Source organism: Sanguibacter sp. TS_SC_8, assembly GCF_055361235.1.
Window position 1 is genome coordinate 1,375,727 of the sequence record NZ_CM143955.1, and the last position, 13,750, is coordinate 1,389,476.

General features: G+C 68.8%; 23 protein-coding genes and 1 tRNA gene. All 24 read right to left on the reverse strand.

All coding sequences use genetic code 11. The features are described 5' to 3' along the window. Window positions 1–12 precede the first annotated feature (12 nt). The gene (locus ACWA15_RS06125) at window positions 13–789 is read right to left on the reverse strand and encodes a VG15 protein (protein ID WP_464058557.1); all 777 of its coding nucleotides are present in this window, start codon (window positions 787–789) and stop codon (window positions 13–15) included. After that, window positions 789–2,438 (reverse strand): phage portal protein, encoded by a 1,650-nt coding sequence (locus ACWA15_RS06130; RefSeq protein WP_464058559.1) that lies wholly within the window; start codon window positions 2,436–2,438, stop codon window positions 789–791. The genes ACWA15_RS06125 and ACWA15_RS06130 overlap by 1 nt, the downstream gene beginning before the upstream one ends. Continuing rightward, entirely contained in the window at window positions 2,435–3,781 is a 1,347-nt protein-coding gene (locus ACWA15_RS06135) for a terminase large subunit domain-containing protein (protein ID WP_464058560.1), read from the reverse strand. The genes ACWA15_RS06130 and ACWA15_RS06135 overlap by 4 nt, the downstream gene beginning before the upstream one ends. A gap of 40 nt (window positions 3,782–3,821) precedes the next feature. After that, window positions 3,822–4,235, reverse strand: a complete 414-nt coding sequence (locus ACWA15_RS06140; protein ID WP_464058562.1) for a hypothetical protein — start codon at window positions 4,233–4,235, stop codon at window positions 3,822–3,824. A 98-nt stretch (window positions 4,236–4,333) separates the two neighbouring features. Beyond that, on the reverse strand, window positions 4,334–4,657 hold the full coding sequence (locus ACWA15_RS06145) for an HNH endonuclease (protein ID WP_464058563.1): 324 nt from the start codon (window positions 4,655–4,657) through the stop codon (window positions 4,334–4,336). Between the two features lie 121 nt (window positions 4,658–4,778). Further along, window positions 4,779–4,863, reverse strand: a tRNA-Ser gene (locus ACWA15_RS06150). 111 nt (window positions 4,864–4,974) lie between these two features. After that, a complete protein-coding gene (locus tag ACWA15_RS06155) occupies window positions 4,975–5,724 on the reverse strand; it encodes a hypothetical protein (protein ID WP_464058564.1) in 750 nt (249 codons plus the stop codon). Further along, window positions 5,721–5,996, reverse strand: a complete 276-nt coding sequence (locus ACWA15_RS06160; protein WP_464058565.1) for a hypothetical protein — start codon at window positions 5,994–5,996, stop codon at window positions 5,721–5,723. The genes ACWA15_RS06155 and ACWA15_RS06160 overlap by 4 nt, the downstream gene beginning before the upstream one ends. Window positions 5,997–6,197: 201 nt before the next feature. Then, window positions 6,198–6,866 carry a hypothetical protein gene (locus tag ACWA15_RS06165; protein WP_464058567.1) on the reverse strand — a complete coding sequence of 223 codons (669 nt, stop codon included), beginning with the start codon at window positions 6,864–6,866 and terminating at the stop codon, window positions 6,198–6,200. Further along, on the reverse strand, window positions 6,863–7,081 hold the full coding sequence (locus ACWA15_RS06170) for a hypothetical protein (RefSeq protein ID WP_464058568.1): 219 nt from the start codon (window positions 7,079–7,081) through the stop codon (window positions 6,863–6,865). The genes ACWA15_RS06165 and ACWA15_RS06170 overlap by 4 nt, the downstream gene beginning before the upstream one ends. A 2-nt stretch (window positions 7,082–7,083) precedes the next feature. After that, window positions 7,084–7,404 (reverse strand): hypothetical protein, encoded by a 321-nt coding sequence (locus ACWA15_RS06175; protein WP_464058569.1) that lies wholly within the window; start codon window positions 7,402–7,404, stop codon window positions 7,084–7,086. Beyond that, entirely contained in the window at window positions 7,401–7,685 is a 285-nt protein-coding gene (locus ACWA15_RS06180; RefSeq protein WP_464058570.1) for a hypothetical protein, read from the reverse strand. The genes ACWA15_RS06175 and ACWA15_RS06180 overlap by 4 nt, the downstream gene beginning before the upstream one ends. After that, window positions 7,682–8,062 carry a DUF4326 domain-containing protein gene (locus ACWA15_RS06185; protein WP_464058571.1) on the reverse strand — a complete coding sequence of 127 codons (381 nt, stop codon included), beginning with the start codon at window positions 8,060–8,062 and terminating at the stop codon, window positions 7,682–7,684. Before ACWA15_RS06185 ends, ACWA15_RS06180 begins: the two co-directional genes overlap by 4 nt. After that, the gene (locus tag ACWA15_RS06190) at window positions 8,059–8,241 is read right to left on the reverse strand and encodes a hypothetical protein (RefSeq protein WP_464058572.1); all 183 of its coding nucleotides are present in this window, start codon (window positions 8,239–8,241) and stop codon (window positions 8,059–8,061) included. Before ACWA15_RS06190 ends, ACWA15_RS06185 begins: the two co-directional genes overlap by 4 nt. Beyond that, entirely contained in the window at window positions 8,238–8,693 is a 456-nt protein-coding gene (locus ACWA15_RS06195; RefSeq protein ID WP_464058574.1) for an ASCH domain-containing protein, read from the reverse strand. The genes ACWA15_RS06190 and ACWA15_RS06195 overlap by 4 nt, the downstream gene beginning before the upstream one ends. A gap of 17 nt (window positions 8,694–8,710) precedes the next feature. Further along, window positions 8,711–9,034, reverse strand: coding sequence for a hypothetical protein (locus tag ACWA15_RS06200; RefSeq protein ID WP_464058576.1), 324 nt, complete (start codon window positions 9,032–9,034; stop codon window positions 8,711–8,713). Continuing rightward, window positions 9,031–9,249 (reverse strand): hypothetical protein, encoded by a 219-nt coding sequence (locus ACWA15_RS06205; RefSeq protein WP_464058578.1) that lies wholly within the window; start codon window positions 9,247–9,249, stop codon window positions 9,031–9,033. Before ACWA15_RS06205 ends, ACWA15_RS06200 begins: the two co-directional genes overlap by 4 nt. A gap of 97 nt (window positions 9,250–9,346) precedes the next feature. After that, window positions 9,347–9,763, reverse strand: a complete 417-nt coding sequence (locus ACWA15_RS06210) for a hypothetical protein (protein ID WP_464058579.1) — start codon at window positions 9,761–9,763, stop codon at window positions 9,347–9,349. Window positions 9,764–9,881: 118 nt separating this feature from the next. Next, the gene (locus ACWA15_RS06215) at window positions 9,882–10,277 is read right to left on the reverse strand and encodes a hypothetical protein (RefSeq protein WP_464058580.1); all 396 of its coding nucleotides are present in this window, start codon (window positions 10,275–10,277) and stop codon (window positions 9,882–9,884) included. Next, window positions 10,277–10,513, reverse strand: coding sequence for a glutaredoxin-like protein NrdH (gene nrdH / locus ACWA15_RS06220; protein WP_464058581.1), 237 nt, complete (start codon window positions 10,511–10,513; stop codon window positions 10,277–10,279). Before nrdH ends, ACWA15_RS06215 begins: the two co-directional genes overlap by 1 nt. Beyond that, window positions 10,510–10,716 carry a hypothetical protein gene (locus tag ACWA15_RS06225; RefSeq protein ID WP_464058582.1) on the reverse strand — a complete coding sequence of 69 codons (207 nt, stop codon included), beginning with the start codon at window positions 10,714–10,716 and terminating at the stop codon, window positions 10,510–10,512. Before ACWA15_RS06225 ends, nrdH begins: the two co-directional genes overlap by 4 nt. Then, window positions 10,713–12,260 carry a DNA cytosine methyltransferase gene (locus ACWA15_RS06230; protein ID WP_464058584.1) on the reverse strand — a complete coding sequence of 516 codons (1,548 nt, stop codon included), beginning with the start codon at window positions 12,258–12,260 and terminating at the stop codon, window positions 10,713–10,715. Before ACWA15_RS06230 ends, ACWA15_RS06225 begins: the two co-directional genes overlap by 4 nt. A 213-nt stretch (window positions 12,261–12,473) precedes the next feature. Next, the gene (locus ACWA15_RS06235) at window positions 12,474–13,142 is read right to left on the reverse strand and encodes a hypothetical protein (RefSeq protein ID WP_464058585.1); all 669 of its coding nucleotides are present in this window, start codon (window positions 13,140–13,142) and stop codon (window positions 12,474–12,476) included. Window positions 13,143–13,213: 71 nt separating this feature from the next. Then, window positions 13,214–13,750, reverse strand: coding sequence for a hypothetical protein (locus ACWA15_RS06240; protein ID WP_464058587.1), 537 nt, complete (start codon window positions 13,748–13,750; stop codon window positions 13,214–13,216).

Genomic DNA, 13,750 nt, shown 5'->3' on the forward strand with positions numbered 1-13,750 from the left:
TGCGACGGAAGATCAGTCGTTCATATCCGCGAGGTAGTCCCGGACGCGGGCTGTGTGGCGCTCGATCTGCGCGGCGGCCTTCTTGTCGCCGGCCGCGGCACGCTTGCGCACGCCGTCCAGACGCTCGGAGGCGACGTACTGCTTGACGTCCACCTCTGGCGCGTAGCGGTCCCATGACGGTGCCGCCGCGCAGTTGCAGTGGCCGTGCGCTGCGAAGTCCGCCGTGCGCTCCTTGTAGACCGCGCCAGGTCGGCCGGCGAGCATGCGGCAGAACTTGCACGACCCGGCCCGGGTGATCCGCTGCCAGCCGGACGCCTTCGGGTCCGCGATCGTCGAGGCGACGATCGTCTCGCGCGACGGCGCCAGGACGAGCTTGGTCATCGGGTCCGTCAGCGCTGGCAGGATCGTCGAGGACGCCGCCGCGCCGATGATCGGCAGAGCCCCGGCCGCGACGGCAGCAGCGCCAGCGGGCGCGAATGCCGCGCCCATCGTCCGCCGCACCGTCGCCTCCACGCTCGCCGTCACGAGCGGTGCCGCGGCGACCGCACGGAAGCGACCCACGATCCGGTTGAGCGCGCGGACGTCGTCGTACCAGTCCGCCGCCAAGGTCGCCACGGCCGCCCCATACCTCTGGATCAGCAGCGGCATGTACGCGGCCAGGGCATCGCGCGCCTGCTCCGGCCGGTCCAGATCCAGCGAGGCGAAGAACTCCTCGAGGTCCCGGGTGGCCAGAGCGACGATCGTCGCCTGCGCTTCCTTGAGACGGTCGGTGTCAGCGGAGGAAGGCATCAGGCCCCGACCTCGCCGCCAGCGTCCTCACCCGGCATCTTGAGGGACGTCGGTACGGCGCCCGTGAGCTCGATGCCCTCGAGCCCCAGCATTTTCGCGGCGTACTCCGGCTTCACGCCAGCGCGCACCGCGACACCGAGCGCATCGAACTTCGCCTTGAGGACCGCGGCGTCGTCGAGCGCACTCGTGTCCGCCGGCGCCGCTACTGCCGCACCGGTGGGCGAGGCGGGCATCGGAGCAGCAGGTGCCTCGCGGATGGCCGCCGTGATCGCATCGATCTGCGCCAGGCCGGTGCTGCGCAGGAGCTCGTTGCGGATCGCGTCGACCTTCTGCTGCGAGAAGTCCGGCACGAGCTCGAGGAGTTCCTCGACCGGCACGCCGGCGGCGACGAGCTTGGAGATCCCGTCCGCCACCACACCGGTGGACCGCGGCCGGGTGTCACGCCAGACAACCTCGGCACTCTCGGACGGCTCCTCGCCGCCGTCCATCGCGACGGCCACGCGCAGCACCCGCTCCCACGCCTCGCCGAGCAGGTCCCGCTTGGCGCGCAGCTTGAGCTGGTAGGCGTTGTCGACCATGGCCACGGTGTTCTCGGAGACGTTCGCCACCGAGCCTGTCGCCTGGTAGATCGGGATGGACGCCTCAAGGGCGACCTGCTCCTTCATCTCCCGCAGCAACTCGTTGTACGGCGTGATCGGAGACGACGGAAGCGACTGCACCGACAGGTCCGAGGGGTGGTCCTCGAAGGCCCACACGCGCGAAGCCGATGCCTTGAGCGTCTGCTCCTTCGAGGCCGCCCACCCGATGATGACCTTCTGCTCGAAGACCGAGGACCGGGACGCCACGAGCCGGTCGAAGTTCACCGAGTTCATCGCGCGCTGGTTGTGGATGAGCGGCTCGACCTCGCCACGCGGGTCGCAGTCGTCGGCAGGCAGCTCGTTCATGAACCGGATGACCGGGCAGACGGCCTGACCGCGGTAGGTCGCCCCGTGTGCCCACGGCTCCGAGACGTCCTGGACCTCGTCCGGCGTCTTCGCCTTGCCCTTCCGGTTGGTCTTGCGGGGGATGAAACCAGACCGGACGTGGGTGGTGTCGACGAGCAGCACAGACCAGCCGCCCTCGACCTCGCGGAAGAGTGTCGCGGAGGTGGGGAAGTCGTCGCGGCGCGGGTCGTCATAGACCGCCTCGACGTCCTTCGGCGACCAGGTCACGATGCGCGGCTTGCCCTCGTCGGCACCCTTGCTCTCCGGGAGCACGGACGCGAAGGACCACCCGTAGGTGTTCGCGCCGTCATGCACCTCGGTCTGGCGAGCGTCGAGACCGTTCGTCTGCCAGATCTTCCAGGCCGGCTCGTCGTCCTTGGAGTCAGGGGAGCGGTACCCCTCGACGACGAGACCGTGCACGAACGTGGAGACCACGACCCCGCACATGTTCATGGGAGACAGGTTCGCGATCTCCGTGATCTCATCAGAGGAGCCCTCGGGAACCTCGGGGATGCCGGCCTTGCCGCGGCGGTAGCGGTCCCAGCGGTCGAGCTTGAGCAGCCGACCGCCGCGGACCGCCAGCGCACCGTGGATCGCGGCACTCGCTACCTGCGTGAGCTCGTCGTCGATCGCCTCTGCGTCGTCGCGCTCGAGAGTCGTGGTCATCCGAACATCGCCCCCCCTCCGGTCGCGCGCTGTCTCATGGTCTTGGCGGCCCAGTGGGCCAGGCTCACGGCCTCGACGGGCGTCTCGTCGCCGTCCTTCGTGGTGGCACGCCAGCCCCACGCGCCGTCCTGCCCGCGCAGCTTCTTGTCGCTGATCGCGATGGCGTCGTCGAGCACCTTCTGCCCTTCGATGTCGAGGTGCGTCACGTCACCGGCCTTGACCGCGACGTGGAACATCGCGCAGGCCGTGAAGTATTGGGCGCTCGTGGCCACGATCACCTTGCGGCGCGGGACCCGGCGGGCGTAGAGCTCCTCAGCCAGAGCCGAGGCACCGGACCGGCCGCAGAGCACGATGCCTGCGACGTCACGGTGACGCTCGGCCAGCCAGTCAGCCAGCGCGCCCAGGCCCTCGTCGAAGTCGCCAGTGAGTGCGTCCACGAGCTCGACGTGCACGCCGTCGTCGTGCTTGCGACCGCCGCCCAGGGACACCTTCGTGCCGTCCATCGAGAAAGCCACACCGAACGACCGCGTGCCCTCAGGCGCGATGTCGATCGCCGTGTCCTCCCACTGCTCGGCCGTGATGAGCCGCGAGCCAGCGACGTCCGACGTCCACACGCCCAGACGCTCGAGCCGGAACTGCTCAGTGGTGTACGTCTCGAACTCGCCCTGCACGACGTCATGGTTGATGCGTGTGTGCCAGGCCGGGTTCGCGCTCGCGCGCGTTGCCTCGAGCGCAGGGTCACCGTCGTCGCTCCATTCGAGGTACGCCGACCGTGGGGACTTGCCCTGCATCGCCCCGCGGCGCACCCGGGCGAAGACCTCGCCGTCGTCCTCCGGCGTCGGCGGAGTGCCGAGCAGCCAGATCTGCGGGTTCGGCCGCGCCGACATCGTCGAGTTGATCGACGCCCACGCACGCTGAGACAGGATCTGCGCCTCGTCGAGGAACAGCAGGTCAGCCGAAAAGCCTCGGCCGCCCGACGCCGCACGCGCCTTGAACTGGATCTTGGCGCCGTTCGCGAACCGGATGAACTCCCGGTTGAGCGCGTTCATCACGCCCGTGCGGATGCTCCCGCCACGCAGACGCGCCTCGAGGCTCGGGCTCGCCTCGATGATCTCGAGGAACTTCCCGAACGTCTCGCGCGCTGTGTCCTGCTGGTGGGCGGAGATGATGATCGTCGTCTCACCGAAGAGCAGTGCCCCAGCCAGGGCACGCGCCACGATCAGCTGCGACTTCCCGTTCTGCCGCGGAGCACTCAGGCCCACGCGCTGCGCCGCCCACGTCCCGTCAGAACGCTCACCCATCGCCGACTGCAGGACGAGCTCCTGCCAGTCATCCAGCGTCACACCGAATGAATCCGACAGATCAGCGACGTCCTCCCAGGAGTTAGCCCGGGTCGCCGCCGGTGCGACGTTGACGTGAGGTGGCGCCTGCTCCGCGAGCAGCACGGCGGGCGGCGAGGGCGTCAAGCGGATCGACCTCCTCCGCTGCTGGCTTCACCGCGCCGACCTTGCCGGCGCCGAGCTGGGCCATGAGACCGCGGAGGGCGCTCGCCTGCTGGCGAGCCTCCGCGAGGACGTTGTCGAACTTGACCTCGACCTGGTCGTCACCGTGCTGGCCGGTGCGAAAGCGCATGAGCTCGATCCACTCGGCCTTGCCGGTGATGATCGCGTCGATCGCGTCCAGCCGATCAGCGATCCGGCATGCCTCCTGGACGAGGACGGCAACCGCAGCATCAGCCGCGGACTGCTCCGCGAACTGCGCTCGGAGACGGGTTGAGAGAGGCTCGTCGGGGACCATCAGCACCCCTCCCCCCGCTCGGTCGCTCGCCGTGTGTGAAAGGCCGTATCCCCCTGGGGTGGCCGTCCCCCACCCGGGGGTCACCCCCCAGGGGGGTGTCACCATCCGGGGGAGGCTGTGACCTGCGGTGATGCGATGAGGGCCCCGGTGAAGGCCGCGATGGCTTCGTCGAGGGTCTTCGTGGACTTCCAGCGGTTGCATTCGCGGTGCAGAAGTCGGAGGTTGTCGCGGTCGTACTCCGGTCCACCTCGATGGATGGGCCAGTCGTGGTCGATGGCGGCGGCTCTGGGGTGTGTCTTGCGGTCGAGTGTCTTGTCGACGGGCTCGGAGCAGAGCGCGCACGTGGTCTCTTCGGCGAGTACGCGGGCTTCGAGCTGGCGCCAGCGGTGGCCGTTGGTCTTGCGGGGGCGGGCGGCTGGCATGGTCACCGCCTTGGCATCGAGGTGCACGGCCGGGCTCGCCCACCGTCTTCGGGTGTGGAGTGGGGCCTCAGCCGTGCACCAAGTGGTCGGACGCACCCGGTGCTAGCTCGGGTGGCCCTCGCGGAAGAGAGGAGAGTCGAACTCCTACGCCCTTTCGGGCAGTCGCGTTTCGAATGCGGTGCCGCCGCCAGTCGGCTGGCTCTTCCTGGCCGGTCCCGCTTGTGGCGGGGCCGGTGTCGTCCCGTGTCCGGGTACGACAAAGGCCCGACCACTGTTGCGGTCAGGCCTTGGGTGCAGAACTTTGATCCAAGCAGAGACTAGCGGACACTCCTGACTTCCGCAACTGGCCTGTGTCGGCGGCCGGCGTCGGCGAGTTCGACGGCGTCGGCGAGGCGGTAGAGCCCGGTGTCGGGGTCGATGGGCTGCAGCTTGGGTGTGTCGCCGGTGAGCCAGCGGCGTTGGGTACGGTCACTGATCTCCTTGCCGAGCACCTTGAGGGCTGGGCGGATCTCGTCGAGGGTCATGAGGCGTTCGTCGAGCATCTGGTGGAGCCAGAGCTGGTGTTCGGTGAGGGTGTGGAGGGTCTTGCATCTTGGGCAGGTGACGTCAGTCTCGCCGTCGCGGAGCTTGAGGCGGCCGTCGCAGTCGAATGTGGAGCAGGGGCCGATGTAGGTGGGTGGTGCGGTGGGGGTGATGGCGCGTCGTGCGCGGTCGTTGAGGTCGTGGGCGGCGTCGCAGTAGTCGAGGGCGGTCTTCTGGTCGTCGTCGATGAAGTGGGCGTGCTGCTGGGCGACGTCGCGCAGCAGGCCGGGCATGGTCGAGGCGCCCAGGGTCCAGTCGGCTTCCTCTTGGAGGATCTGGGCGAGGTCGCGGGCGTGCCGGGTGATGTCTTGGATGAGGGCGCTGACGTCGATGTCGATGGGCAGTGGGGGTTCGGTGCTGCCGGAGACCTTGTCGCCGGCGGACGTGCCGCCGCCCGCGAGCTCGTTGGTCAGGTAGGTCCAGTGGTGGACGATCCAGAGCAGTGAGTCGCGGGCGGCGAGGCCCTCGAGGTTGGTGATGGTCACTCGTCCTCCGGTTTGGTGAGCAGGGTGTGCTTCTCGGTGCCGAATTGGCTGAGGCCGCGGGACATGGCGAGGCTCTGTCCGCGGGGGTTGGAGGTGTGGATGCCGCCGCGGTTGGTGCGTTCGAGTTCGACGCTGGTCCATTCGGCGGTGATGACCCAGCCTTCGACGTAGAGGGCTTCGTGGTCGGGGTTGTTGGCGGCGACCAGGGCGGTGATGCCTTGGTGGATGGTCGCCTTGGCTGCGGCGATCTCGGGTGTCTCCTCGCCGCTCATCCCTGCCCCTCCGTCCGCTGGTATGCGGTCGTCTTGACAGCCTCCACGGCGACGAGGTGCCCGTCATTGCTGGCCGCGTGCTGGCGCGCCCATGCTCGCTGCGTGGATGAGTCGTCGGGGCGATCCTCGGCCCGGGTGTCACACGTCAGGCAGTGGGCGTGAGTCTCGCCGTCGTCGGTTGTCCACGACTCCACCCTTGCCTTAGCCACGGTCACCCTCCGTCCGCTGCGAACCGAGAGGGTGCTTGCGGGCGAACCACTCGTTCTGACGGCGGGCATCGACGTACTTCTCGAACGTGTAGCGCTCATCTCCGCTCAGGCCATGTCCGATCTGAGACTGGGCGAAGATCCGGGCCAGGCTAGGGGAGGGTGACTCGTACTCCGGGTCCTTCTGGATCTCCGCAGCAAGGGGGGCGATCTGGTCGTAGAGCGCAGCCCAGTGGACGTCCCACGGCTCGGTGGGCGCGGCCGGCTCGGTGAGAGCCTTGGTCAGGCGGGTCACCTCGCCGTCGAGCGCGACCATCGCGTCCTCGCGATTGCTGCGAAGGTAGGGCGCCCTGCCGCGGAAGATGGCGGCGGTCTTTCGCGCCCAGGCCAGACGGTCAGGGCCGCGGTTGTCGTCCCGCTCACTGTCGGTGGCGGGGGTGTCCTCACACCCGCACGTCGGTGTGTGCCGGTTGCCGTGCTTGCCGTCAGGGCCGAGGGGGCGCTGAGCGTCCACCTCGTCGATGAGCCGCTGCAAGCGAGCGACGTGATCAGGCGTCCGCGGGTCTTTGCTGCGCAGCCCGAGCACAGCCGACTGTGCGGCGCACAGCGTCTCGCGGATCATCTTCGGACTGTCGGTGGCGGGGGTCTGGTCGGCGGCGGTCACTCGTCGTCTCCGATGATGACCTCGAAGTAGGCGGTGTTCGTCGTGGCGTCGTAGACGAACTGGCCGGACAGGTCGTTGAGGTCAGCGAGGTCGCCCTCGGCGCTGGCGATGCCCCAGCCCTGGATGGTGGGGATGACGGTGTCGACCTGGTCGAGCGGGATGTTGGTGAGGTGCGCGCTCTTGGTCTCGGTGGCGGCGCGGAGTCGGATCTCCATGGTCACTTCTCCTTCGTGGTGAGGGTGGCAGCGCGGGCGGTGAGCCATTCAGGGACCGGCTGGTAGGTGCCATCGACGTAGAGGGCCGAGTCCCACTGGGGGTCGATGCGTTCGACCTCGGCAGCCGCGTCGAGGAGCGTCTGCTGGGCGATCAGCGGGGCAGCAGCAGCCAGGGCGGCGGTTGCCTGCCGGGTGAACGTTGCCTGCAACTCGGGGGATGCTATTTCCCACGGGCCGACGTCCGGGCTGTTGCGTCGCCAGTGGTCGTACAGCGCTCTCGCGGCGGCTTCCACGGCATCGGGGGTGACAGGGGCGGCTGTCATGGGGTTCCTTCGAGGTCGAGGGTCGCTTCGTCAGCAGGCCGGGGTGGCGTGGGTGCGTTCAGGGCTTCCTTGAGGAGTGCCCGTGCGACGGTCTCGGCGACCGCAGGAGACGCGAACACCAGCGACAAGCAGTCCACGTCCCGCCCGGACGTTCCGCCGCCGTACAGGCGCAGCAGGACACGCGGCCCATGCAGCGGGTCGCCGTGGTGCGTCTCGACCAGGGCATCTGTGCCGACGTGAATGTCAGCGACGAGCGTCGCCAAGCGGAGAGTCGCGGTCATGAGGGCAGTCCTTCCGGGGTGTTGGCTAGCTCGATGAGCACGGCGGCGTGGCAGTGGTCGGGTTGGCCGGGTTCAGGCAGCGGGCACCAGCACATGAGGTCCTTGCCAGCCAGCTCGGTGCGGATCTCGGCGAGCGTCGGGTAGTCCGCTGCTTCGTCCGGCGGGTCCCAGCGGCCCTCGACCATGCCGCGGAAGTCTGACGTCGCCATGCGTCGCCAGTCGGTTTCCGTGTAGTCCGAGTCAGCCGGGTAGTCGATCGAGTACTCGGCCACGACGAACGGGTTCCCCCATCGAGTCGCACGGGTGACTGCGACGGCTCCGTCGGGTTTCCGCCAGCCGGCCGTCCTGCGCTGCTGGATGCGCTTCGGGGCGGTCATGAGCGGGCCGCCTTGAGCGTGGCAACCAGGGACTCCTCGGTGGGCAGTGGCTTCCCAGTCCACGTCAGGTCCAGGCGGGCGTGCTTTCCGGCGTGCTTGGCCTGTCGGTCGCACTCGATGAGCAGGTTTCCGTACAGGCCAGCAGGCCAGACGGACGCGCAGGTGGTCTCGGCGCTCATGGGGTCACGTCCTGGGTGAGGTCAAGGCGGGCGGTCAGGAGTGCGGTCACGTCGTCGGGGAGTCGGCGGAGGCCGAGCGCACCCTTGAACGGCATCGGGGAGGACAGCAGGCGGGGGTTCGCGAGCACGAGGTGCTGGTGGTCGCGCTGAGCCCACGGCGACGGCTGCCCGTTGGTCGCGTCCAGGGACTCCGGGCTGCAGTCGTCGTCGTGGTGCACGTCGGTGAGCTCGACGACGCCGATGATCGCGCCGTAGTGCAGCATGGTCGGGGTCTCGGTGCCGTGGGCCTTGCGGTGAACGCGGCTGGCGAGGTTGTCCTGCTCGAACGGGGCGAGCCCGGCGTGGATGGCGATGAGGCCGCGGTAGTCCCCAGCCAGGTTCCTGGTCCGGTTCTCGACGTCCTTGCCGCCATGCACGATCGCCCACGCCCACGGCTGCCTCACGGTCAGCACGCGGATCTCCGGGGCGGTCACTCCGACACCGCCGTGGTGAGGTCGAGGCGGGTGAGGATCTGGTCGAACAGGGCGCTGTAGTTGAGGCCAACGAAGACCGAGGTCTCGCCGCCCAGCTCGTACAGCGCGATGAGGTTCGCGGTCCTCGCTTCGTCTGCGAGCCTCGCGGTCTGCGCCTCGAGTGCGAGAGTCGCGTGGGCCTGAGCGGTGGCGGCGTAGCGGATGATCGCGTCGTGGTTGACGCGGCCGGTGTTGCCTTCGTACTGGTCGTCGATGAGGTCGAGGAGGGCGCGTGCTCGCTCGAGGTGCGGGGGCGCGGCGGGCGCGGCGGGGTCGGTCATGTCGTGTCCGTTCGGTAGTCGTTGCGGGTGGCGCCGGGGGCCATGTGGCCGACGTGCCAGAGGTCGGTGGTGAGGCACTGGTAGACGTGCAAGTCGCGCGTGGCCATGCGTCGGCGGATGTACTTCGCGGTCCGGCGACGCTGGTAGCCGCGCTTCCCGCACCGGCACGTGACGAATGGGTCGTCGCGCAACGGGCTGTTGCGGGGCGTCGTCACGGGTTCTTGGCCTTGCACTTGTGCTTGGCGAGGAGCGCGGCGGCGGCGCGGTCGGTGGAGCCCCAGGACTCCCACGCACAGGTGGGGCAGTGGATGATCACGAGGCCTCCTTGAGGATCGCGCGGACGCGGTCGGCTGGGACCGCGGGGGTGCGGTCCTGCTGGTGCTGCGATGGGGTGGTGCGCTCGAGCTGCTCGCTCCTGCAGGTGCGGCAGTTGTGGGCGAGCTCGTGCTCGTGGCCGGGCTGCTCGCACCGGGCGGCCATGGTCGACGTCGTGGCGCCGAGGGTCTTCCCGCGGGTCCAGTGCTCACCGGCCATCGCGATGACGGCCGGTGTGCGGACTTTGGGGTCAGCCGCGGCGTAGAGGGCCGCGTGGGCGAGGTCCCATGCGGTGCCGCGGTCCCTGGCGTCCGAGAGGGCCTTGAGGACGCCAGGGGTGTCCCAGTCGGGTCGGAGGGTCGCCACGAGCGCGGCGACGGCGTTCGCCTGGTCTCGGTTGATCGACGTCATCATCCGTCGCCGATCGTGCGCTCTACAGAAGGTGACGATGATGAAGAAGTTGACCCAGGAACTTCCCTTCCTGTTCCCTGTTCCTCTCCCTTCCCTTCCCTTCCCTTCCGGTGGTGAGCCCTCACTGAGCACTCCATGAGTCCTCCTTGAAGTCGAGGTGACCCTGCGCGTCCGCCTCATGCCGTGGGCACGGAGGGATCTTGGAGGGCGTCGGTCGGTTGATGCGCTGGTGCTCGGCCCACGAGGTCACGTGGATGAAGCGCTGACCTGCGAACTCGTAGCGGCAGAGGGGTCCGTTCGAGGAGATGGTCGCCATGTGCTGCTCGACCTTCTTGGCGGTCATCGCGTCGTCGAGCGGGTAGAGCTCGGCCTTGATGAGTCGTGGCTCGTCGACACCGCGGCCCGCGTCGTCGAGGTAGGTGAAGAGCCCAGCGAACGTCCAGCGAACCGGAACAGGCCACGACGACACCGTCAGCGACGTGTAGAGGCTCGGTTTGATGGTCCGGATGCGTGCCATCAGGTCACTTCCTTCCTCGCGAGAGCCGTGATTCGGTCCGGTCGGAACCCGGACCAGTGCTCGTCGCAGGCGACGACGACGGGCCCCTGCAGATACCCGAGCCCGCGCACGAGCTCGAGCGCTGCGGGGTCCGTGGTCAGGTCGATGACCGTGTACTCGATGCCGGCCTTGTCGAGCGCCCGGTACGTCGCATCGCACTGCACGCACGCCGGCTTGGAGTAGACGACGACGCTCATGCCGGCACCCGCACAGGGACGGACAGGTGGATCCGGGCGGGCACCCCGTGGAACACACGGACCATCGGCGGCCCGAGCAGTGACCACCCGTCCTCCCGTGCCTGCTCGGCCAGGTCATCGAGCGCCTCCGCCTTGAGGTCGGCGATGGTCGCCTTGGGATCCTCGATCTCCCAGTGGGCTTCGAGGATGCAGTCGCGGTTCATGCCAATACCCCCAGCGACTCGGCGACGGTCGCGAGGAGGTCACGCGCGGCGGGCGGGGTGACCGCGTTGCCGGACTGCTTGACCTGCTCCCGGCGATTCCCGGCCATGAAGTAGTCAGCCGGGAACGCCATCGCCTGCTTGATCTCCTGCGGCTCGAACATGCGGAAATGGACGTCCTCGACGTTGACAGTCGGTCGGGTGAGGACGGCGTGCTTCTCGACGGTCGACAGGGTGCCGATCGGGTCGACGGCGGGCTGGGTGCCGCCGTTGCCGTAGTAGGAGGTGATGAGCGCGTGGTGGTTGCCTGATGCTGTGACTGTCGCCAGGGCGTCGGCCGCGGCTCGGGCAGTCGACCCGCCACCGCGGAGCTCGGCGATGAACGGCGGGAACATGAGCCCCGACTCGGACCGGGTGGTCTGGGTGCGGAGCGCATCCATCGTGCTCATCGGCTGCTTGCCGTCGCGGCCCTCGACCGGGACCATGACGGGCGCGTAGGCGACCGCCTTGGACTCCCGCGTGTGCATGGTCTGCGTGGGCTCGTCGACCGACCACGCCCGGTAGTAGGACGCGGGATCCATGAAGCGGGGGTGCTTCACGTCCGCGGCGTCGTAGCCGTTGCCGCCATGCTCGACGACGAACGGCGTCCAGAACTTGTCGATGCCGATCTGCACGCGCCGCAAGGTCTTCGGGGACAGGTGGTGAAAGCCGAGCGACTCGGTCTTCTTCTTGTCCGCGAAGAACTCCCGCAAGGGCCGGTCGCCGATCCGCTGGCCCGGGATGGACCAGTCGATGATCGACGATGCCGGGAGCCACGCGGGCTCGACGACCTGGTTGCGGCACCGGATGTTCGGGCAGCGGTACACGTACTGGGAGCGGTACCGGCCGACCTTCGCGTCCTCGCGCTTGAACGTCTGCATCGAGCTGACGATCTCGTCGCAGCCCGGGCAGTACGCCTTGGGACGCTGCATGTGGTTGAGGTCCGGCGCCTTGTTCCCCTTGCGGTGGAAGACGATGTACACCCGGTCCCGGGACTGCGGCGCGGGCAGCCCGTAGGCCTGCGCGTGCATGCTGTTCATCGACACGTACTGGTAGTCGTAGCCGAGGGCGTCCATCGCCATCAACCAGCCCTGGAACGGCAGCCAGTCGACGACCTCGACGACGTTCTCGACGACGATCGCCTTGTACCGGTGCGCCTCGGCGAACCGCACGACGTCCCACATGGTCGCCCGGGACCGCTCGGCCGCGGCGTCGGGCAGGGTCTCGTCGAACAGATCCGGCTGGAAGATTTTCTTCCGGCCCTTCGCGCGACTGTGGTTCGTGCACTCCGGAGACGCCCAGAGCAGGTCCGTCGAGATGATGTACCGCGGGTCGGTCACCGAGATGTCAGCCTGCAGGTGATCGGCGCCGGGGTGGTTCGCGTTGTGGGTCTCGATCGCGAGGTCCCAGTGGTTGGCCGCGAGCTTGACCTCGATGCCGGGGACCATCGTGGCGCCGGTCGAGGACCCGCCAGCGCCGCAGAACAGGTCAGTCAGGGTCAGGCTCATGTCGTCCTCGGTTCGATGTAGTCCGCCGGGTCGAACGCGGCGATGGGGATGATGGGCGGTGCGGGTCGCGGCCGTCGCGTGCGGGGCCTGCGACGACCAGAGCGCGTCGGTGGGGGAGGGCTGGGCTTCGGGGTGGGCATGGGGGACTCCTTGAGGTACGCAAAGGCCGCCCGGTCGTGACGCTGGCCGGGCGGCCGAAAGGGGTGGGGTGGGTCAGGCGGTGGTGGGCGCGAGGTGCGCCCACACGGTGTCGTCGTGCGTGACCTCGTCATCGCGGAAGCGGAGCGGCACGAGGACGCCGATGAAGTCGTCGCCGATGCGGATCAGCGCGTTCTTGTTGCCGTGAGGCGTGAAGTGGATCGTCTCGTTGGCGCCGGCGACCTTCGCGTAGTCGGCGAGGAAGTGCGGGTTGTAGGTCGCAGCCTTGGGCGGGTCGGTGTTCGCGAGCGCCTCGTGCAGGAGCTTGCCGACGCGCGGGTAGGTGTCGCCGCCGTCGTAGAGCGGGAGGCGCATCTTCACGTCGCCCAGGCCGGGGAGGGCTGCGAGCTCGACGTCGAGCGACCCCCGCGGGGCGTCGAGGGTGAGCGTGATCGTCAGCGACCGGCGCAGGCTCACGGGCACCTTGGACACCCGGGCGAGGTCAGCGATCGAGGAGAGCCTCAGGAGCGCGTCGAAACCAGTCGGCACCTCGATGTCAGCCGGGGCGACCGTCAAACCGAGCCGGTAGCGGTCGGTCGCCTCGGCGTAGAGGCGCCCGCCAGACTCGTACAGGTGGACCGCGTTGAGGATCGGGACCATCCCGCGTCGCTCAGCGAACAGGGCGACGCGGCCGACGAGGGAGTCCCACTCGACGAGGGGCATGGTGAGCGTAGGGTTGGGCATGAGATCAGTTCCTTCCGGGAACGACAGAAGGCCCTCGCCGTGCATGGCGGGGGCCTTCGTGGTGGGTGGGATCAGTTGGTGGTGGCGTTGAGCTCGTCGCGTCTGGCGAGGATCTCGGCCTTGCGCTCACGGCTCGAGATCGCGTGCCAGGCGCGCAGGATCTCGAGGTCCGTGCACGCGGCCACGTCCTCGGCGGACGGCTCGGGCTGAGCAGGTGCGGCGTCAGGCAGCGGGTCGACGGTGTGCGGCTTCCGCTGCCCGCGAGTCACGGTCAGGGAGACTGAGAGGCGCTTCTCGATGTGCGAGAGTGCGCTGATCTTGATGCCGCCGACCTTGTCCCGGCCGAACGTTACCTCGGGGTCGCGGTACAGGGTCAGGCGCCGACCCGCGTAGGCCGATGCCTCCTTCCCCCACGCCGCGACCATCACGCGCCGCATGCTCTTGGACGGTCGGTACGCGCGCCCCGGGAACTCGACCAGGCGCACGTCCACGGGCTGCTCGTCGCTGCCCTTGCGCACCTCGGCGATCGTCACAGTGACGGGGCCAGAGATCAGATCGTCAGCGTTGAGCTGGTCGCTCTTCGGGGCGATCGACTCGGTCAGGTCCAT

Excerpts from the sequence above, each read along its gene's own strand:
- ACWA15_RS06125 (WP_464058557.1), bottom strand. The coding sequence starts at position 789 with ATGCCTTCCTCCGCTGACACCGACCGTCTCAAGGAAGCGCAGGCGACG.
- nrdH (WP_464058581.1), bottom strand. The coding sequence starts at position 10,513 with ATGAGCGTCGTCGTCTACTCCAAGCCGGCGTGCGTGCAGTGCGATGCG.
- ACWA15_RS06240 (WP_464058587.1), bottom strand. The coding sequence starts at position 13,750 with ATGGACCTGACCGAGTCGATCGCCCCGAAGAGCGACCAGCTCAACGCT.
- ACWA15_RS06170 (WP_464058568.1), bottom strand. The coding sequence starts at position 7,081 with ATGGAGATCCGACTCCGCGCCGCCACCGAGACCAAGAGCGCGCACCTC.
- ACWA15_RS06215 (WP_464058580.1), bottom strand. The coding sequence starts at position 10,277 with ATGGCACGCATCCGGACCATCAAACCGAGCCTCTACACGTCGCTGACG.
- ACWA15_RS06140 (WP_464058562.1), bottom strand. The coding sequence starts at position 4,235 with ATGGTCCCCGACGAGCCTCTCTCAACCCGTCTCCGAGCGCAGTTCGCG.
- ACWA15_RS06190 (WP_464058572.1), bottom strand. The coding sequence starts at position 8,241 with ATGAGCGCCGAGACCACCTGCGCGTCCGTCTGGCCTGCTGGCCTGTAC.
- ACWA15_RS06210 (WP_464058579.1), bottom strand. The coding sequence starts at position 9,763 with ATGATGACGTCGATCAACCGAGACCAGGCGAACGCCGTCGCCGCGCTC.
- ACWA15_RS06225 (WP_464058582.1), bottom strand. The coding sequence starts at position 10,716 with ATGAACCGCGACTGCATCCTCGAAGCCCACTGGGAGATCGAGGATCCC.
- ACWA15_RS06185 (WP_464058571.1), bottom strand. The coding sequence starts at position 8,062 with ATGACCGCCCCGAAGCGCATCCAGCAGCGCAGGACGGCCGGCTGGCGG.
- ACWA15_RS06180 (WP_464058570.1), bottom strand. The coding sequence starts at position 7,685 with ATGACCGCGACTCTCCGCTTGGCGACGCTCGTCGCTGACATTCACGTC.
- ACWA15_RS06145 (WP_464058563.1), bottom strand. The coding sequence starts at position 4,657 with ATGCCAGCCGCCCGCCCCCGCAAGACCAACGGCCACCGCTGGCGCCAG.
- ACWA15_RS06235 (WP_464058585.1), bottom strand. The coding sequence starts at position 13,142 with ATGCCCAACCCTACGCTCACCATGCCCCTCGTCGAGTGGGACTCCCTC.
- ACWA15_RS06160 (WP_464058565.1), bottom strand. The coding sequence starts at position 5,996 with ATGAGCGGCGAGGAGACACCCGAGATCGCCGCAGCCAAGGCGACCATC.
- ACWA15_RS06230 (WP_464058584.1), bottom strand. The coding sequence starts at position 12,260 with ATGAGCCTGACCCTGACTGACCTGTTCTGCGGCGCTGGCGGGTCCTCG.
- ACWA15_RS06200 (WP_464058576.1), bottom strand. The coding sequence starts at position 9,034 with ATGACCGACCCCGCCGCGCCCGCCGCGCCCCCGCACCTCGAGCGAGCA.
- ACWA15_RS06130 (WP_464058559.1), bottom strand. The coding sequence starts at position 2,438 with ATGACCACGACTCTCGAGCGCGACGACGCAGAGGCGATCGACGACGAG.
- ACWA15_RS06175 (WP_464058569.1), bottom strand. The coding sequence starts at position 7,404 with ATGACAGCCGCCCCTGTCACCCCCGATGCCGTGGAAGCCGCCGCGAGA.